We start from the raw sequence: 17,943 nt of genomic DNA on the forward strand, positions 1-17,943 counted from the left end.
TGAATGCCACAGCTCGTCCGTCGGCAATCCTGAATGGATTGCCGATCAAAATTGCTGAGGTGGTGTCGGCAACCTTACGGTTACCGGCCTACAAGGAATAATAAGAAAATGCATACATTCAAGAAAAGCAAACTGGCCATGGCTGTGTTGAGCCTTGGTCTTGCCGGTAACACGTTGGCTGGCGAAACCATTGAACTGGGAAATGACGTCACCCTGGACTGGAAAGGCACGCTGACGTATTCGGCAGCACAACGGCTGGACGACCAGAATAAAGAGTTAACCAGCAGTGGTAACACCAATTTTGATAAAGGTGATTTGGTGAATAATGGCCTTTCATTATTAATGGAAAGCCATTTGCGATTTGGTAATAGTGGTCTGGTGTTGTCTGGTAGCACTTTTTACGACGGCGTTTACCACGATGATAAGTTTACTGATGATGCTGAACGCTATCATGGTGGTTACACCCGTCTCCTGGATGCATATGTTTACACTGCATTTCCTTTTGGTGAAAGTGGTTATGCCGATTTTCGTTTAGGTAGCCATGTAGTGGCATGGGGCGAGGCTCTGTTTTTCCCAAGCATGTCTCTGGCGCAGGGGCCTTCTGATGCGATTAAATCCGGTATACCGGGCACAGAGGTGAAAGATATCTTGTTGCCAGAAGAGCAGGTTTCCATGCAGCTGGAAATTACACCTGATCTTTCTCTCTTGGCTCATTATCAGTATGACTGGCATGAGACTGTGGTATCGGAACCCGGCTCTTATCTTAGCACCAGTGAAGCGGTGGGTAATGGCGCTGTTTGTTTGATACCCAGTGCGCTGGCACCCGATGGGTGCGGTTTTGGACAACGCAAGGCAGATATTACACCTGATCATGATCAGTGGGGAGTCGGTGCTCGTTATCGTATGAGTGATCTAACCGAGCTTGGTTTGTACTACCTAAGCTATAACTCTCGTATTCCAACACCTGTAACCACAATGACTGGGCTGCGTTCAGCTACGTATCAGGTCAAATATATGGATGACATTGACTTGTATGGTTTAACGTTTACGACGAGTGCGGGGATAGCCTCAATCGCAGGTGAGGTGACTTATAAGAAAGGTGCGCCTGTACTGGCTGGAGCATTGTCTAATCCAACTCGAGGCGATGTGCTGCAGACGAACCTGAATGCGATAGTGAACTTTGGTAGCTCACCGATTTCTGATAGTGCAACACTTACTACGGAAGTCGCTTATGTTGATATTCAGAGTGTTGAAGATGAGCCCGTAATTGGAAGTGATGAACTTGCATGGACTAGCTATGGTTTAGCTGCATCCGCGTCCTTAAATCTCGCTTATCCGGGGATCACTGAATCCTGGGATATGGGCGTTCCTGTAAGCTATTCACGCCAGGTGAAAGGTCGAACTATGACCGGTGGTGTTGGGGGTGAAGGTGATCATCGTTTCAGTATCGGTGCGGACTTTACCCATCACCGCTCGGGTGTGCAGGTAGGGGTCAAGTATCTCGCTTATATGGGAGATCATGATGCTGATACAGAAGCTTACAAAGAAAAGAAACTCACCGACCGGGATAACGTTTCCCTGACGGTGAAGTACGCTTTCTAAAATTTTGCCTTATAACAGCCGGGGTTGTGGTGGCCCTGGCTGTTTTTTTATTCCTTAAATCGTATAAAAATCCCACCGGAACGATGGGGTTACAACGGAGAGCTAGAATTTAGCCGTAAAACGAACGATCCCGCCGTACGCATTGTCTTCCCCAATCATGGCCGCAATATCCAACCCAAAAATATCCCAGGGAGAAATGCCGATACCCACGGTCATTACATTCACATCGTTGTCTTCGAGATCCTGACGAAAGCCAGCTGCAAGACGGGCATTTTCCCAGAAATCCAAGTTAACGCCCAGAGACGCATATTGGGTTTCCTGAACCGCTCCGTAACCTTCGTTTTTAGCCAGTTGCAGGTCTGCCGTGATAGTAGCAATACCGTAACGGGCACCAACACCGGCAGTCAACTGAGGTTTAACTTTATAAGTTGTATCAGAGTTGGAAGATTTATAGGTTTTGGCAATCAGGTTTTTGGCAGTCAGGCCAAAGGATAACCAGTCATTATGTTGATAACTGGCCCCGAGGTCCAGGTTGATACTGCTGTCACTGGTTTCGGTATCCAATAGATCGCCATCGTCAAAAGCTGCCACTTTTTCCCGGTAATCAATCAGCGACACATCCTGATATTTGACAGCACCACCCAAATTCACTTGTCCTGGTAGTGGTGTTTCAACGCGGTTTGCCATGGCAACACCCACTTCGGTGATCATAATGGCACTGGCAATAATTTCTGATTCCAGAAGATCAAGATCAAGGCCACCACTCGCGCCATCTATATCCGTCAAATCGTCTTCATCAAAAATAAAGCTGGTGGCCATTTTGAGTTCAACATCCACAAACAAACTGGCAGGCATTACGCTGTTGGGGATAGCGACATAACCACCCGTGCCTGCTTTGGCACTGAGGGTTTTATTGCTCAGTTTCTGCAGGCTGGATTTGGCCAGTTCCAACTGTTCAGTCGAGTTAGGGCTGCCTTCAAGATCATTAATGGCATCGGCTGCTTTATCCGCCAGATCGACCATGTCATCTTTATCCTGCAAAAGCAGGCCAAAACCCAGACTGAAGCCAATATCATCATCTTCATCAAACTCTGCGAGATGGGCGACATTGGTCATGAAAGTGGTGTAGTCACCAACGGCGACACCAGCCCCTCCCTGACCAATGGTTTTGGCATTATAGAGCGCAGCGGAGACTTGAGAGGCCAGGGGCATTAATAATACCGGCAGTATGGTTCGGATCAGTTTCAAGAGATTCCCTTCCAGATCAGGTTGTAGATTTATTTGCTGACTTCCTTGCAGCAAAAAAATAGGCGATGAAGTATCGGTGCATAATGCGCCATCTTCATATCCAATCACTTAACTTAGCGCTCTTAGGTCCAGCTGGCAATTGCCATTGGTATAAGAAGATGGTTGAGATGTTGAATGGTTTCAGTGGTGTGGGCAGTAACCTCCGTTCCCCACCTTTGGTGGGACTCGTTACCACGCGAAATGAGGATGTTGCAAAAAACCTGGTTTCCAGGCTCTGAGGTTGTCGCAAAAGCCATGGTTCCCATACTTCTATCTCTTTGAATATTCAGGGATATGCATTCCCACGCACTGCATGGGAACGAGTTTTCCGGAGAGAATGAATACTTTAGCCCTGTTGGCTGCCTTACTGATCAAGCACCGAGACCTTGTGGCAAGAAACCTGATGGTTTTCACCTGACGTTGAATGACCCATATTGATTAACTCTGGCTTTGTTTGCGCGCATTGCTCATCTGCATAAAGGCAGCGAGTTCTGAACACGCAGCCAGAAGGCGGGTTAATAGGCGACGGAAGATCACCTTTCAGTACAACCCGCTTCTTTCTCGCTTCCGGGTCCGGCACTGGAACCGCTGAAATTAACGCCTGGGTATAAGGATGCTGTGGTGAGTTGTAGAGATCATCTTTATCCGCAATCTCCATCACATTTCCTAAATACAGAACCATGACTCGATGGCTGATATGTCGCACGATTGAAAGATCATGACTGATAAACAACAATGACAGACCAAACTTCTTCTGCAGTTCGCCCAGCAGGTTAATGATCTGTGCCTGAATGGACACATCCAGTGCGGATACGGGTTCATCACAGACAATCACTTTGGGTTGTAGAATCATCGCCCGGGCAATACCAATGCGCTGACACTGTCCTCCAGAAAACTCGTGAGGGTAACGGTTAATCATTCTTGGCAGCAGGCCAACGATATCCATCATTTCACGAACACGGTCTTTTACGGCATCCTTCGATAATTCCGGGTGATGGGTGACCAGCGGTTCTGCAATAATTTCGCCAATGGTCATGCGTGGATCAAGACTGGCCAGTGGGTCCTGAAAAATGATCTGCATATCTTTACGCAGAGGGCGCATCTCTTTCACTGAGTTGCCCGTGATGTTTTGGCCCATCCAGACCACTTGTCCGTCGGTGTTGTGCAGCAGCTGCAGCACAGCTCTGCCCAGAGTGGATTTTCCACAGCCTGACTCGCCCACGACTGCCAGTGTTTCCCCTTCATAGAGTTGAAAGCTTACGCCATCAACGGCTTTCAGGGTTTTCTTCCGTGTGAAAATAGTGCCGACATCCACAGGGAAGTGAACCTTCAGGTTATCGACGGTCAGGATGGGGGCTTTTTCAACAGTATTCATAGGGCGCCCTCTACAACATTCATCGGGTGACTGGCGGTGACCGCGCTTAGCTGATGGCACGATGCCGTACGATTCTCATCGATGTAGGTAGTCGTTGGTTGTTCCTGATGACATCGCTCTGTCGCATATTGGCAACGAGGCTGAAAGGCACAGCCTTTAGGTAAGGCCTGAAGGTTAGGAGGCTGGCCTGGGATCGCATACAAGTCTTCATTATGATTGCCATCAATCCTTGGCATGGATTTCAGTAGTCCCTGTGTATAAGGGTGCCTGGCATCAGTAAAGAGTGAGCTAACGGAGCCGGTTTCAACCACTCGGCCACCGTACATCACCATTACGTGGTCGCACATATTGGCGATGACACCGAGGTCGTGGGTGATCATCACAATGGACATGCCCAGCTTTTCTTTCAGATCTTGAAGTAAGTCGAGAATCTGCGCCTGAATGGTTACGTCCAGAGCTGTAGTTGGTTCATCGGCAATCAACAGGTCCGGTTCGCAGAGCAGGGCGATGGCAATCATGACTCGTTGTCGCATACCGCCGGAGAACTCGTGAGGGTACATATGCACCCGCTTGCGCGCTTCTGGAATACCGACCAGCTCCAGCATATCGATGGATTTTTCCAGGGCCGCTTTTTTGTTCATCCCCTGATGTTCAATCAGAACTTCCGTCATCTGTCGTGAGACTTTCAGATAGGGATTCAATGATGTCATTGGGTCCTGAAAAATCATGGACAGAGAAACGCCACGAACCTTGTTTAGCTGGGCTACGGGCAGTCCAAGAATGTTTTGTCCTTTGAAAATGGCCTCGCCTGTGGTTTTGCCGTTCTTTGCCAGCAAGCCCATCAGTGCCATAAATATCTGGGTTTTTCCGGACCCGGATTCCCCGACGACACCGAGGCTTTCCCCTTTTTTCAAAGAGAAGTTGATCTCGCTGGCTGCAGATACTTCGCCATCCGGCGTATCGAAACGAGTGTTGAGGTTTTTGACCTCAAGAATGATGTTGTTCTCGTTCATAGTTATCGATCCTTGGGGTCCAGCGCATCACGCAGACCGTCACCAATGAAGTTGAAACAGAACAGGGTGAGAGCCAGGAAGGTGGCAGGGAATGCCAGCATCCAGGGAGCAGATTCCATTACTTTGGAGCCTTCGGAAATCAATACGCCCCAACTGGTTAACGGTTCCTGTACACCAAGACCAAGGAAGGAAAGAAAGCTTTCCGTGAGAATGACCTGAGGAATCGTCAACGTCATATAGACGATCACCGGTCCAAGAATATTGGGAATGATATGGCGGAAGATAATCTTCGTAGTGGATACACCACTGGCATGAGCCGCCTCAACAAACTCTTTTTTCTTAACCGCCAGTGTCTGACCGCGTACGATTCGCGCCATGGTTAACCACTCAACGGCACCGAGTGCGACAAAGATCAGATAAATGTTCCGGCCAAAAATCACCATCAGGATAATGACGAAAAACATAAATGGCAGTGAATAAAGGATGTCCACAAAGCGCATCATGAGGTTGTCGACACGCCCACCCATATAACCGGCGACAGCACCATAAACGACACCGATCACCAGCGACACCGTGGTCGCCACAAGGCCAACCATTAACGACACTCTGGCGCCATAAAGCGTACGGACGAACAGGTCTCGGCCATTTTCATCGGTACCAAACCAGAAGCCTTCTGCAAAGTTTGGCGGCACTTGAATAAAGTCCCAGTAGACTTCATCAAAAGGATGGGCTGAGAGCCAGGGCGCTAAGATCGCCATTAAAGTAATGATGGATAGAATCACCATCGAAACGACAGCTGCCTTGTTTCGCATTAAGCGAATACGGGCATCCTGCCAGAGAGAGCGGCCTGCAACTTCTGCAGAGTCATCATTAAAAGACGCCAGCTTGTCGTTCATGTTCAATGCATTGCTCATGCGCCAACCCTCAGTTTCGGATCCAGGAAGCTGTAAATCACGTCCACGATCAGGTTCATCATGAGAATCAAGGTTGCGTAGAAAATCACCACACCCATGACCAGAGGGTAATCACGGTTCAGCGCAGCATTTACAAAATAACGACCAACGCCGGGTATATCGTAAATGGATTCAATCACCACAGAGCCGGTAGTCACGGCAGCCACCGCCGGGCCTAAATAAGAGACAACCGGCAACAAAGCACCTTTGATACCATGACGCACCACCACCAATCTTTCACGAATGCCTTTGGCTCTGGCGGTTCGGATGTAGTTGGAATGCAGAACCTCAATCATCGAGCCTCTTGTCAGTCGGGCGATGTAGGCGATTTGCGGCAATGCCAGAGAGATCACGGGCAGTACAAGATTTCTGGCGGCGCCATCACCCCAGCCAGCGACGGGCAGCCAGGCGAGATAGACACCAAACACCAAGGAAAGAATGGGGGCTGCAACAAAGTTTGGAATGGCAATGCCTGTCATGGCAACGCCCATAATCGCGTAATCGGTTTTCTGGTTTTGATAGAGTGCTGCCAGCGTTCCCAGCCCAATGCCAATAAACGTCGCGAGCAGGATGGAAAGGCCACCGATTTGAAAACTGGCAGGCAAGCCGGAAAGAATCAGTTCAGTAACTGAAAAATCCCTGAATTTGTAAGAGGGCCCAAAATCAAACTGGAGGAGTTTGCTGATGTAGATGAAATACTGCTCGTAGACCGGTTTATCCAGATCATAGGCTTTGAGAATATTGGCTTCAATTTCCGGCGGCAGCTGTCGTTCCTGATCGAACGGGCCCCCGGGTGCAATGCGCATCATGAAAAATGCGATTGTAATGATGATAAACAGCGTCGGAATCGCCGTTAGCAATCGCTTGAGTATGTAGGAGAACATGGAACTATTCGCTCTTTCCTTTTGAGATCCCTCTTCATTATATGTTTCATGGCCATCCGTGGCGCACGACAGCTTTGAGCTAGCTCCTGCCATCAGGCAGGAGACTGTCCAGTCATTATTTCACTGAGAGATAACGCGCCCGATGGATATCAGAAGCATTATCAACCCAGCCTACAACTTTTGGATTTACCAGATTCTTGGAAACATAATGGTAAATGGGGATGTTAGGCACTTCGGTAAGCGCAATAACTTCAGCCTGTCGCATGTACTCGTTACGTTTAACTGGGTCGGCTTCCAGTTCTGCTTTTCTCATGAGTTCGTTGTACTGATCATCATTGAAGTTTGCGTAGTTCTGGGAAGTATTGCGACTTTCCATCAAACTCAGGAAGTTCTGTGGGTCGTTATAGTCAGCAATCCAGCCAGCACGAGCTGCTTGGAAATCTCTGACTTTCAGGTTGTCGTAATGAACTTTCACCTCAGTGTTGAAGAGTTCGGTTTTCACACCCAGAGCCTTTTTCCACATGGCAGCAACAGCAATGGCCACTTTCTTATGGTTTTCTGATGTGTTGTAGCTTAGTTTGATGGTTGGCGCATTGGATTTATCGTAGCCAGCTGCAGCCATCAGCTTCTGGGCTTCAGCAACACGCTCTTTCTGAGTCATGTTTTTCCAGCTTACTTCTGGCGATGAACCATAATCTCCGGTGCCAGGAGGTACAAAGCTGTAGGCTGCAATTTCACCCGTCTTTAATACTTTCTCTGTCAATATTTTTCGGTCAATGGTCATGGCCAATGCTTCTCGAACCCTAATATCTTTCAGTACTTCGTCATCCAGGTTCAGGGGGTAGTAATAGACACCAAGGTACGGAGCGATGCGTACATAGTCAGGCATGTTTTTCTCAAGCCACTTCAAGTCTGAAGAGGCGAAGTCTGTCTGTATATCAACTTCACCAGCACGTACACGCTTCAATACTGCAGAACGATCTTCCTGAGGGTAGAAGACAAGCTCGTCCAGAGATACATTTTCAGCGTCATAGAATCTCGGGTTTTTTTCCAGACGAATCTGTGCATTTGGAGTCCATTCGCTGAGGGTAAATGCGCCATTGCTGACCATATTGCCATCTTTAGCCCAGTTTTTGCCCAACTCTTCAATTTTGTGGGCTGGAACAGGGTAAGCGGTGTAATGAGAAAGCTGGGCAATAAAGTAAGGAGCAGGGCCAGAGAGAGTTATTTCCAGTGTTTTTTCATCAATAGCTTCTACAGCGAGAGCGTCAGCGCCAGCTTTGCCGGTATTATATTGTTCGGCGCCTTTAATGGTATACAGAAGTGATGCGTAACCGGCTGCAGTTTCTGGTTTCAAAATGCGCTGGAGTGCAAGTTTGAAATCCTGTGCGGTCACAGGTTTTCCGTCAGACCAAGTATGATCTCTAAGGGAGAAAGTATATACCAGTCCATCGTCTGATACTGTCCAGCTTTTTGCTGCACCGGGAATAATTGATCCATCAGCAGCTTCAGTGGTTAGCCCCAGAAACAGGTTCCCAACAATGCCACTTTCCCATGTACCTGAAACAAAGTGAGGGTCAAGTGATGCTGGTTCGCCCATGTTACCTATTCGGAGTGTGCCGGCAGCATAGGCATCATTGTCGGCGGTTGTGAGCATAGCTCCGGAGAAGGCTACAGAAATGGCCAATAGACTGGCTTTTAGATTTTTAAAGTGCTTGATTTTCACAGTCGTCACTTCCTCTTTTTTATGGTCTTCTTCTGTTATAAGGACTGTCAAACTACTCAAGTGTAGATGGTATCCGTACCCGACATCGTAGTTTTTATTAGAAGCAAAGCATCGCTGGATAGGCGAACGTGGGCTTATAAAACCAGATTTAAATTTTTTATGCAAACGTGTGTTTGAAGCCTCTGGTATGCACAAAGCAGGCCAGTGGATTAAAAAAAGAACGATGAGCACGCAGCAAAATGTCAATAGATTCTAGGAGGCTGACCGAGAATAGGTTGCCCTACGCGGCAACTGCTCCTGCGTTGCTCTAGCTCCTGCATCCATGCAGTCGTGCGGTGGTAGTAAATTGGCCTAAAAAATCTGTTTTGTTCAGCAAATAGCACCACTATTCACTTCACAAAACAGATTTTTTATCCTCAATTTTCTACCATCCTCGCTACGGGCGCTATTCTCGGTCAGCCTCCTAGTGATAAACTTTTTACTTTCGAAATCTTTAGCTTTTATTTAGGATGGTGTCACATTTTGCAGGGAATTTTACTTTCCTGATGTTGGCTTATATACCCAAAGGATTTCAAGTTGCTATGCAGCCAATATAATAGCAGCTTGAAAGGCGACGGGTATAGGACAGTGATTGTTTATTAGCCAAGGGTGAAATAACCCGAAAAAACCAACTAAAAGAATAAACATAATAAGGTGTACATTATGGGGGAAGCTGGGTTTTATTTTATACAGCAGTTGCTGAACGGGCTGACTGTAGGCAGTACATATGCCCTCATCGCCATAGGCTATACAATGGTCTATGGCATCATTGGAATGATCAACTTCGCACACGGCGAAATTTATATGATTGGCAGTTACGTTGCCTTCGCCGTGTTGGCTGCTCTTGCCTTGATGGGCATTGATAGTGTCACCCTGATGCTGTCTGCCGCTTTTATCATCAGTATTATTATTACCAGTACCTATGGCTTTGCCATAGAGCGGGTAGCTTATCGACCATTGCGCAACAGTAATCGTCTGATAGCGCTGATCTCTGCAATTGGTATGTCTATTTTCCTCCAAAACTATGTGCGTATTGCCCAAGGTTCTCGGGATATCGCCATGCCGAGCCTGATTACCGGTGGATGGAGTTTTGGGCCGGAAGACGGATTCAATATTACGTTGTCGTATATGCAGGTGGTGATCTTCATTATTACTTTCATCACCATGACATTGCTTACCTTGTTTATTTCCCGCTCCCGCATGGGCAGAGCGTGCCGCGCCTGTGCTGAAGATTTGGGAATGACTCGTCTTCTGGGCATTAATACCAATCAGGTAATTTCTCTGACCTTTGTCATTGGTGCTGCACTAGCCGCCGTTGCGGGTGTTCTACTTGGTCTCTATTACGGTGTGATCAATCCCTATATTGGTTTTCTGGCTGGGCTAAAAGCCTTTACCGCAGCGGTGCTTGGCGGCATCGGAAGTATTCCTGGTGCAGTGTTGGGTGGATTAATTCTTGGTGTGACTGAAGCATTCACAGCTGGCTATTTCAGTACGGAATATAAGGATGTTGTCGCCTTTAGTCTTCTGGTGCTGATTCTTCTGTTCCGCCCGACAGGTATTCTGGGTAAGCCGGAGGTAGAAAAAGTATGAATAACTATAACGCTACATCCGGTTTGCGGTGGTTCCCGGCATTTATGGCAGCTGGCGTCCTTTTGTTACTGGCCGTGTTGATGTTGGGTGTTCAGCTCACAACAGAAAATACACAGTTGGTGGTTGATTTTGCAGCCAGTGAACGCTGGGCATGGATTGTGTCTGGTGCGGTTTTTGTTTTTCTGGTGCAGCTCTTTCGTGATCCTTTAACGGCTTTATGGAGTGGCGTTAAGGGTCATAACGCGATTCCAAAAATCAGTGTTCCCTCATTGGACGACAATAAGCCACTGAAACGCTTGCTGATCAGTTTTGCCATTGCGGGTTTGCTGATCTGGCCGTTTTTTGTTTCTCGCGGTGCTGTGGATCTGGCAACACTGGCATTGATTTATGTGATGCTGGGTCTGGGGCTGAACGTCGTTGTTGGTTTGGCAGGGCTGCTTGATCTTGGCTACGTTGGTTTCTACGCCGTTGGTGCCTACAGTTATGCATTGCTGAATCAGTATTTTGGTCTGGATTTCTGGAGTTGTTTGCTGATTGGCGGTGCAATGGCAGCACTGTTTGGCTTTATTCTTGGCTTTCCAGTGTTAAGGCTTCGGGGGGATTATCTCGCCATTGTCACCTTGGGCTTTGGTGAGATTATACGAATACTGTTGAATAACTGGACGGCGATTACCGGTGGCCCTAACGGCATTAGTCAGATTCCAAAACCTACTTTATTTGGTTTGGAGTTTACTCGCAGGGCAAAAGAAGAAGGCAATGTGCCTTTCCATGAATTCTTTGGTATCGATTACAGCAGTGGCTATAAGGTCATCTTTTTGTACATTCTGGCGGTGTTACTGGTTCTGGTAACACTGTACGTGATCAATCGCCTGCTCAGAATGCCCATTGGTCGTGCCTGGGAAGCGCTCCGTGAAGATGATATTGCCTGTCGTTCTCTCGGCTTGAATCCAACAGCTATCAAACTTTCTGCCTTTACCATTGGTGCTGCTTTTGCCGGTTTTGCCGGCACCTTCTTTGCTGCACGACAAGGGTTTATTAGCCCAGAGTCGTTCACCTTTATTGAGTCTGCCATCATTCTCGCCATTGTGGTGTTGGGTGGTATGGGCTCGCAGATGGGTGTGATTTTGGCAGCGGTGATTATGACCGTGCTGCCAGAATTTGCCCGGGAATTTCAGGAGTATCGGATGCTGATGTTTGGCTTGATGATGGTGCTGATGATGATCTGGCGTCCGGAAGGGTTGATGCCAATGAAACGCCCACATTTAAGCCTGAATGAAGATCAGGAAGACGAATCAGCCAGCGGTCAGCCAGCGGCTGGCAGCGTGTAATTGGGAGGAGTTGTAAGATGAGTCAATGTTTGCTTGAAGCATCGGATCTCAGTATGCGCTTTGGTGGTCTGCTGGCAGTGGATCAAATGGCGCTGAATATCCGCACGGGTGAAATTGTTTCCATGATTGGCCCAAATGGTGCCGGAAAAACGACAGTGTTTAACTGTTTGACCGGTTTCTATCAGCCAACCGGTGGCAAAATTCTTTTTAAAGGGCAGGCCGTCGAAAAACTGCCCGGTTTCAAAATTGCCCGCCTGGGTGTGGTGAGAACGTTTCAGAATGTTCGTCTGTTCAAGGCGATGACCGTTTTGGAAAACCTGCTAGTGGCACAACATCGTCACTTGAATACCGGGTTATTAGCCGGCCTGTTTAAAACACCGTCTTTTAGGAAAAGTGAAAAAGCGGCCACAGAACGTGCAGCGTTCTGGCTGGATAAGGTTGGGCTGACGGAGTTTGCCAACCGTGAGGCTGGAAACCTTGCCTATGGGCAGCAGCGCCGGTTGGAAATTGCCCGTTGTATGGTGACTGATCCGGAGCTTTTGATGTTGGATGAACCTGCCGCAGGTTTGAACCCCAATGAAACCAGTGAACTGGATGAGTTGATTTCCGATTTGAGAAAGTCCCACGGCGTATCGGTTCTATTGATCGAGCATGATATGAAACTGGTGATGGACATCTCTGATCGTATATATGTGATTAATCAGGGGCGTCCTCTGGCTTCCGGTACACCGGAAGAGGTTCGCAATAACCCTGAAGTGATTAAAGCCTATCTTGGCGAATAGTGGGAGAGGACGTATGAGCAACCAGAATTCACTATTAAGCCTTGAGAATATCTCTACCTTTTATGGTCAGGTACAGGCGCTGGATTCCGTTAGCGTTGAGATCAATGCGGGTGAAATTGTCACTCTGATTGGTGCCAACGGTGCGGGTAAAACCTCATTGCTGATGACGTTGTGTGGTGATCCAAGAGCCAGCAGTGGTCGAATCTTTTACGAAGGTCGTGAGATCACTCGGGACGATACGGCGGATATCATGCGTAAGGGGATTGCGCTGGTACCGGAAGGGCGTCGTGTGTTTTCACGACTGACCGTGGAAGAAAACCTGAGCATGGGTGGGTTCTTCACGAACGAAAAGGATTACGAAAAAATCTATCAGCATGTACTTGAGCTATTTCCACGCTTGGAAGAACGACTTAACCAGCGGGCCGGTACGATGTCTGGTGGTGAACAGCAAATGTTGGCCATTGCCCGGGCGTTGATGAGTAAACCTAAACTGCTGTTGTTGGATGAACCATCCCTTGGGCTTGCCCCGATTATTATTCAGCAGATTTTTGACATTATTGCCAAGCTGCGGGATGAAGGCATGACGATCTTTCTAGTAGAGCAGAATGCCAATCAGGCTCTGAAACTGGCGGATCGTGGTTATGTTCTGGAGAATGGCAAAATTGTGCTGCAGGACACTGGGCAAGCGTTGTTGGTTAATGAGTCTGTCCGGGAGGCTTATCTTGGAGGGTAAGCTTCTTTCATTTCTAAGGATCTCTCCTTTAACCAGTAGTGGACTATTTAAGAGGAGATTCATCTTTTAAAACGAGGCTGATTTTTATTAGCCTTGGGAGGTGTATAGACCGGCAAAAAAATGTCTTGTTAGCTATCTGTCTGATTTTCAATAGATTATTGGCTATTACGACAAAAGTTGTACCGATACCTCAAACCTCAGAGCTATAATTTCTGTAAGTTGTATCAGTACAGGAAAGCAGTATGAAGTCTGAATACGATAAATTAAGTCGAATGGAAGTAGTTATGCTGGCTGGCTCCTTGAGCGTTCTTGCCAGTACACTGATGGCACTGGGTGCACTTGTCCAATAGTTTGTCAGCTTCTTTTAGAAAAGCCCTTCCCATTGATGTTTTGTCAAAAAAGGGCTCGTTTCTACCTCTCCTCAAGTGTGGCAATGGCTGCAGCATCGACCTCGCCAAGCGCTATATTCATATATGTAAACGATCTAGCTGTTGAATTTATTATTCTTTTTACGCTGATAGTATTCTAACTAGAGAACAATAATTTCGCTTTGGGTTGCCATGCATGTCAGATCTCGATCAAAACCACAGCCTTAACCACTTGAAACAGTTGGAAGCTGAGAGCATTCACATTATTCGTGAAGTCGCGGCCGAGTTTGAAAATCCGGTGATGCTTTATTCCATTGGTAAAGATTCGGCGGTCATGCTCCATCTGGCTATGAAAGCGTTCTATCCGGGTAAACCACCTTTCCCACTTCTTCATGTAGATACCACCTGGAAATTCCGGGAGATGATTGAGTTTCGTGACAATCACGTAAAAAACCTTGGGCTTGAGTTGCTGGTGCATACAAATCCGGATGGTTTGGCACAAGGTGTTGGCCCTTTCACCCACGGCAGCGCAAAGCATACGGATGTCATGAAAACTCAGGCTCTTAAGCAGGCATTGGACAAGTACGGTTTTGATGCGGCTTTTGGTGGTGCTCGCCGAGATGAAGAACGCTCCCGAGCGAAAGAACGAGTGTATTCCTTCAGAGATAAAAACCACCGCTGGGATCCAAAGAATCAACGACCAGAGTTGTGGAATATCTACAACAGCCAAGTCGAGAAAGGCGAGAGTATTCGTGTATTCCCATTGTCTAACTGGACTGAGCTGGATATCTGGCAGTACATCCACCTTGAACAGATTCCTATAGTGCCACTTTATCTGTCTAAGGAGCGCCCTGTGGTAGAGCGGGATGGCAATTTAATTATGGTGGACGATGATCGCCTGCCACTGAATGAAGGTGAAGTACCAGAAATGCGTAAAGTGCGTTTCAGAACGTTAGGGTGTTATCCATTAACGGGTGCGGTTGAATCCGAAGCGGATACATTGACCGATGTCATTCAGGAAATGCTGCTGACCAGAACATCGGAACGACAGGGGCGGGTCATTGATCATGATAGCGCGGGCTCCATGGAAAAGAAAAAGCAGGAAGGGTATTTCTGATGTCGCATCAATCTGAATTAATTGCCACGGATATCGACGAATACCTGAGCCGCCATGAGCGCAAAGAGATGATGCGCTTCCTGACCTGTGGCAGTGTTGATGACGGAAAAAGCACACTGATTGGCCGCCTGTTGCACGACAACAGTATGGTGTATGAAGATCAACTTGCTGCGGTGGAAAACGACAGTAAGCGTGTAGGTACTCAAGGTGAGAAGATTGATCTGGCCTTGCTGGTGGACGGTCTTCAGGCAGAGCGTGAACAGGGCATCACGATTGATGTGGCCTACCGCTACTTTTCTACAGAAAAACGTAAATACATTATTGCGGATACGCCGGGTCACGAACAGTACACCCGAAATATGGCAACGGGGGCTTCAAGCTGTGATCTGGCGATTATTCTGATTGATGCTCGCCAAGGTGTCCTGACTCAAACCCGTCGGCACACGTATATTGCCAATCTGCTGGGTATCAAGCACCTTGTCGTCGCCATCAATAAGATGGATCTGGTGGATTACCGTCGTGAGCGTTTTGAAGAAATCCGTCGGCAGTATCTGGATTTTGCCGAGTCGCTGAAACTCAGTGATGTGCAGTTTGTTCCTATCTCTGCATTGGATGGCGACAATGTGGTGCATAGAAGCCAGCACATGAGTTGGTATCGGGACAGCTCCCTGATGGAGATTCTGGAAAACGTTGAGCTAAGCCGAAGCAGCAACCTGGATGATTTTCGCTTTCCGATTCAGTATGTGAATCGACCGAATCTGGATTTCCGTGGATTCTCCGGAACCATTGCTTCTGGCACTGTTCGCCCGGGTGATGAGGTTAAGGTATTGCCTTCTGGACAGACGTCCACTGTCGAACGTATTGTGACCTGGGATGGCGACTTGCCTCAGGGGATTGCCAGTCAGGCTGTGACATTGACGTTAACAGATGAAATTGATATCAGCCGTGGCGATATGCTGATACACAACAGTGGTGATGTAACGGTGTCATCCACTTTGGATACCGATGTGGTCTGGATGGCAGAGGAACCGCTTTCTTTGGGAAGGCAATATCTGATCAAGTTTGCCGGTAGCCAGATTTCGGGCGCTTTTTCTGATATTTCATACCGTGTGGATATTAATTCATTAAGCGAGCATGAAGCGGATAAATTGCAGCTTAATGAAATTGGTCAGTGCCAATTGCAATTGACTAAAGATATTCCAGCGGATCGTTATCAGGATAATCGTCAGACCGGCGCTTTTATTGTGATTGATCGCTTGAGTAATGCGACGGTTGCTGCAGGCATGGTACGCGGAGCCAGCAAGCAGGGTTCTGACATTAAAACGGTGAACCAGCGGGAACGTCAGCAGAGATTAGGGCAAAAGGGCGGCGTTTTTGAGGTGCCCGGCCAGTACGCTGTTTCTGTTGAACGTTTGTTGTTCAATCGTGGCTTCTTCCCTGTTGTGATCAATAACAACGATGAGTTTCTTGAGCTTAAGCTTGAAGTGTTATCCAACACTGAAACGGTAATTCTATTAGCAAGTGATGATTTATCAGAATCAGAGCCGCTGGATTTGGTACGTCTTACTGATCAAATTACCCAATCCATTTCATTGGTTGAGTAGCTTTATTAAAGGCACTCTCGGCGAGAGTGTCTTCTTTACCTCCTTTCTATTTCTTTTATTCCTTCTGTTCTTCTAAGGTAGTGCGCCTAAAATACGTACAAATGCCTGTTCAATGGCGTGCCATACTGATTCACTATTAAGTACCCAACCCTATGAAATCATATTTTCTGACTCATTGATCATACTCTCTGACTGCGTTGCAACTCTGGTCACATAGCTCGCTATGCTCCCGCCGTTGCGCCTTGCAGAGAACCTGATCAACAAGCCAGAAATATTCGATTCCATATGGCCGGGTACTTAGCTGTTAATGATTTTAACCACCCTCTATCAGGAGCCACAATGAAGGCTGATTTTTACGGTCGCCTGCGCGATCAGCTGGAAGAACTGAAAAGCGAAGGCCTTTATAAAAGTGAGCGGGTAATCAGCTCGCAGCAGCAGGCCGAAATTAAGGTAAGCACTGGCGAAGAAGTGCTGAACTTTTGTGCTAATAACTATTTGGGGCTGGCAAATTCGCCGGAGTTGATTGAAGCCGGAAAGCACGGCCTTGCTGAGTTTGGCTTTGGTATGGCGTCCGTGCGCTTTATTTGCGGTACTCAAACCGTGCATAAAGAGCTGGAGGCAAAAATTTCTACCTTTCTGGGTATGGAAGACACCATTCTTTATCCTTCCTGTTTCGATGCCAATGGCGGCTTGTTTGAAACCATTCTCGACCCGGAAGACGCCATTATCAGCGACTCTTTAAATCACGCCAGTATTATTGATGGTGTTCGTTTGTCCAAGGCTAAGCGTTTCCGTTACGCCAATAACGATATGGCGGATCTGGAAGCCCAGCTGAAAGCCGCCGACGAAGCCGGTGCCAGAACCAAACTGATCGCCACTGACGGTGTATTTTCCATGGATGGCGTGATTGCCAACCTGAAAGGTGTCTGCGATCTGGCGGATAAATACGGTGCTCTGGTGATGGTGGATGACTGTCACGCGACAGGCTTTATCGGTGAAAATGGTGCCGGTACACCTGAATACTGCGATGTTATGGGTCGAATTGATATTCTGACCGGTACGCTCGGTAAAGCATTGGGTGGTGCTTCTGGCGGTTACACTTCGGGTAAAAAAGAAGTGATCGACTGGCTGCGTAACCGCTCCCGTCCTTACCTGTTCTCCAACACCTTGGCGCCAAGTATTGCAGCTGCCTCTCTGAAAGTGTTTGAGATGATGGCAGAAGGTGGCGAGTTGCGTGAGAAAGTACGTGGCAATGCCGAATACTTCCGTTCAGAAATGACCAAACTGGGCTTTACCCTGGCCGGTGCCGATCACCCTATTGTGCCCGTTATGCTGGGTGATGCGTCGTTGGCAGGCAAGTTTGCGGAACGAATGCTCGAAGAAGGTATCTATGTAGTAGGGTTCTCTTTCCCGGTAGTGCCAAAAGGTCAGGCCAGAATTCGTACTCAGATGTCCGCTGCCCATAGTCGTGAGCATCTGGATAGAGCCATTACAGCTTTTGCCAAAATTGGCCGAGAGCTGGGCGTCATTAATTAAGACGTG

General features: G+C 47.7%; 14 protein-coding genes. 8 read left to right on the plus strand and 6 right to left on the minus strand.

The annotated features are described in order from the left end of the window. The first annotated feature begins 108 nt into the window (after nucleotides 1-108). Entirely contained in the window at nucleotides 109-1,602 is a 1,494-nt protein-coding gene (locus tag Q1B11_RS00470) for a DUF1302 family protein (protein ID WP_299725667.1), read from the plus strand. A gap of 102 nt (nucleotides 1,603-1,704) precedes the next feature. Here the strand turns inward: Q1B11_RS00470 and traF are convergent, their stop codons facing one another. The 6 genes from traF to Q1B11_RS00500 form a co-directional block, all read right to left on the minus strand. After that, a complete protein-coding gene (gene traF, locus Q1B11_RS00475; protein ID WP_299725671.1) occupies nucleotides 1,705-2,958 on the minus strand; it encodes a conjugal transfer protein TraF in 1,254 nt (417 codons plus the stop codon). A gap of 295 nt (nucleotides 2,959-3,253) precedes the next feature. After that, entirely contained in the window at nucleotides 3,254-4,264 is a 1,011-nt protein-coding gene (locus Q1B11_RS00480; protein ID WP_299725674.1) for a dipeptide ABC transporter ATP-binding protein, read from the minus strand. Then, nucleotides 4,261-5,277, minus strand: coding sequence for an oligopeptide/dipeptide ABC transporter ATP-binding protein (locus tag Q1B11_RS00485; RefSeq protein WP_299725677.1), 1,017 nt, complete (start codon nucleotides 5,275-5,277; stop codon nucleotides 4,261-4,263). The genes Q1B11_RS00480 and Q1B11_RS00485 overlap by 4 nt, the downstream gene beginning before the upstream one ends. Nucleotides 5,278-5,279: 2 nt before the next feature. Then, nucleotides 5,280-6,191, minus strand: coding sequence for an ABC transporter permease subunit (locus Q1B11_RS00490; RefSeq protein WP_299725680.1), 912 nt, complete (start codon nucleotides 6,189-6,191; stop codon nucleotides 5,280-5,282). Beyond that, entirely contained in the window at nucleotides 6,188-7,114 is a 927-nt protein-coding gene (gene oppB, locus Q1B11_RS00495) for an oligopeptide ABC transporter permease OppB (protein ID WP_299725683.1), read from the minus strand. The genes Q1B11_RS00490 and oppB overlap by 4 nt, the downstream gene beginning before the upstream one ends. Before the next feature lie 115 nt (nucleotides 7,115-7,229). Beyond that, a complete protein-coding gene (locus tag Q1B11_RS00500; RefSeq protein ID WP_299725686.1) occupies nucleotides 7,230-8,900 on the minus strand; it encodes a peptide ABC transporter substrate-binding protein in 1,671 nt (556 codons plus the stop codon). A 642-nt stretch (nucleotides 8,901-9,542) separates the two neighbouring features. Between Q1B11_RS00500 and livH the strand changes: the two genes are divergently transcribed. The 7 genes from livH to Q1B11_RS00535 all read left to right on the plus strand — a co-directional run bounded on the left by livH (nucleotide 9,543) and on the right by Q1B11_RS00535 (nucleotide 17,937). Next, nucleotides 9,543-10,469 (plus strand): high-affinity branched-chain amino acid ABC transporter permease LivH, encoded by a 927-nt coding sequence (gene livH, locus Q1B11_RS00505; protein ID WP_299725689.1) that lies wholly within the window; start codon nucleotides 9,543-9,545, stop codon nucleotides 10,467-10,469. Then, nucleotides 10,466-11,797: a high-affinity branched-chain amino acid ABC transporter permease LivM gene (locus tag Q1B11_RS00510; RefSeq protein WP_299725692.1), complete on the plus strand. Its 1,332-nt coding sequence runs from the start codon at nucleotides 10,466-10,468 to the stop codon at nucleotides 11,795-11,797. The genes livH and Q1B11_RS00510 overlap by 4 nt, the downstream gene beginning before the upstream one ends. A gap of 17 nt (nucleotides 11,798-11,814) precedes the next feature. Next, entirely contained in the window at nucleotides 11,815-12,579 is a 765-nt protein-coding gene (gene livG / locus Q1B11_RS00515) for a high-affinity branched-chain amino acid ABC transporter ATP-binding protein LivG (protein ID WP_299725696.1), read from the plus strand. Nucleotides 12,580-12,592: 13 nt separating this feature from the next. Next, a complete protein-coding gene (locus Q1B11_RS00520) occupies nucleotides 12,593-13,312 on the plus strand; it encodes an ATP-binding cassette domain-containing protein (RefSeq protein WP_299725699.1) in 720 nt (239 codons plus the stop codon). Between the two features lie 564 nt (nucleotides 13,313-13,876). Beyond that, nucleotides 13,877-14,797, plus strand: coding sequence for a sulfate adenylyltransferase subunit CysD (cysD, locus tag Q1B11_RS00525; RefSeq protein WP_067514810.1), 921 nt, complete (start codon nucleotides 13,877-13,879; stop codon nucleotides 14,795-14,797). Then, nucleotides 14,797-16,401: a sulfate adenylyltransferase subunit CysN gene (gene cysN, locus Q1B11_RS00530; protein ID WP_299725709.1), complete on the plus strand. Its 1,605-nt coding sequence runs from the start codon at nucleotides 14,797-14,799 to the stop codon at nucleotides 16,399-16,401. The genes cysD and cysN overlap by 1 nt, the downstream gene beginning before the upstream one ends. A 339-nt stretch (nucleotides 16,402-16,740) precedes the next feature. Next, a complete protein-coding gene (locus tag Q1B11_RS00535; protein ID WP_299725712.1) occupies nucleotides 16,741-17,937 on the plus strand; it encodes a glycine C-acetyltransferase in 1,197 nt (398 codons plus the stop codon). Nucleotides 17,938-17,943 lie beyond the last annotated feature (6 nt).

Source organism: uncultured Endozoicomonas sp. (assembly GCF_947495845.1).
Classification (GTDB): domain Bacteria; phylum Pseudomonadota; class Gammaproteobacteria; order Pseudomonadales; family Endozoicomonadaceae; genus Endozoicomonas.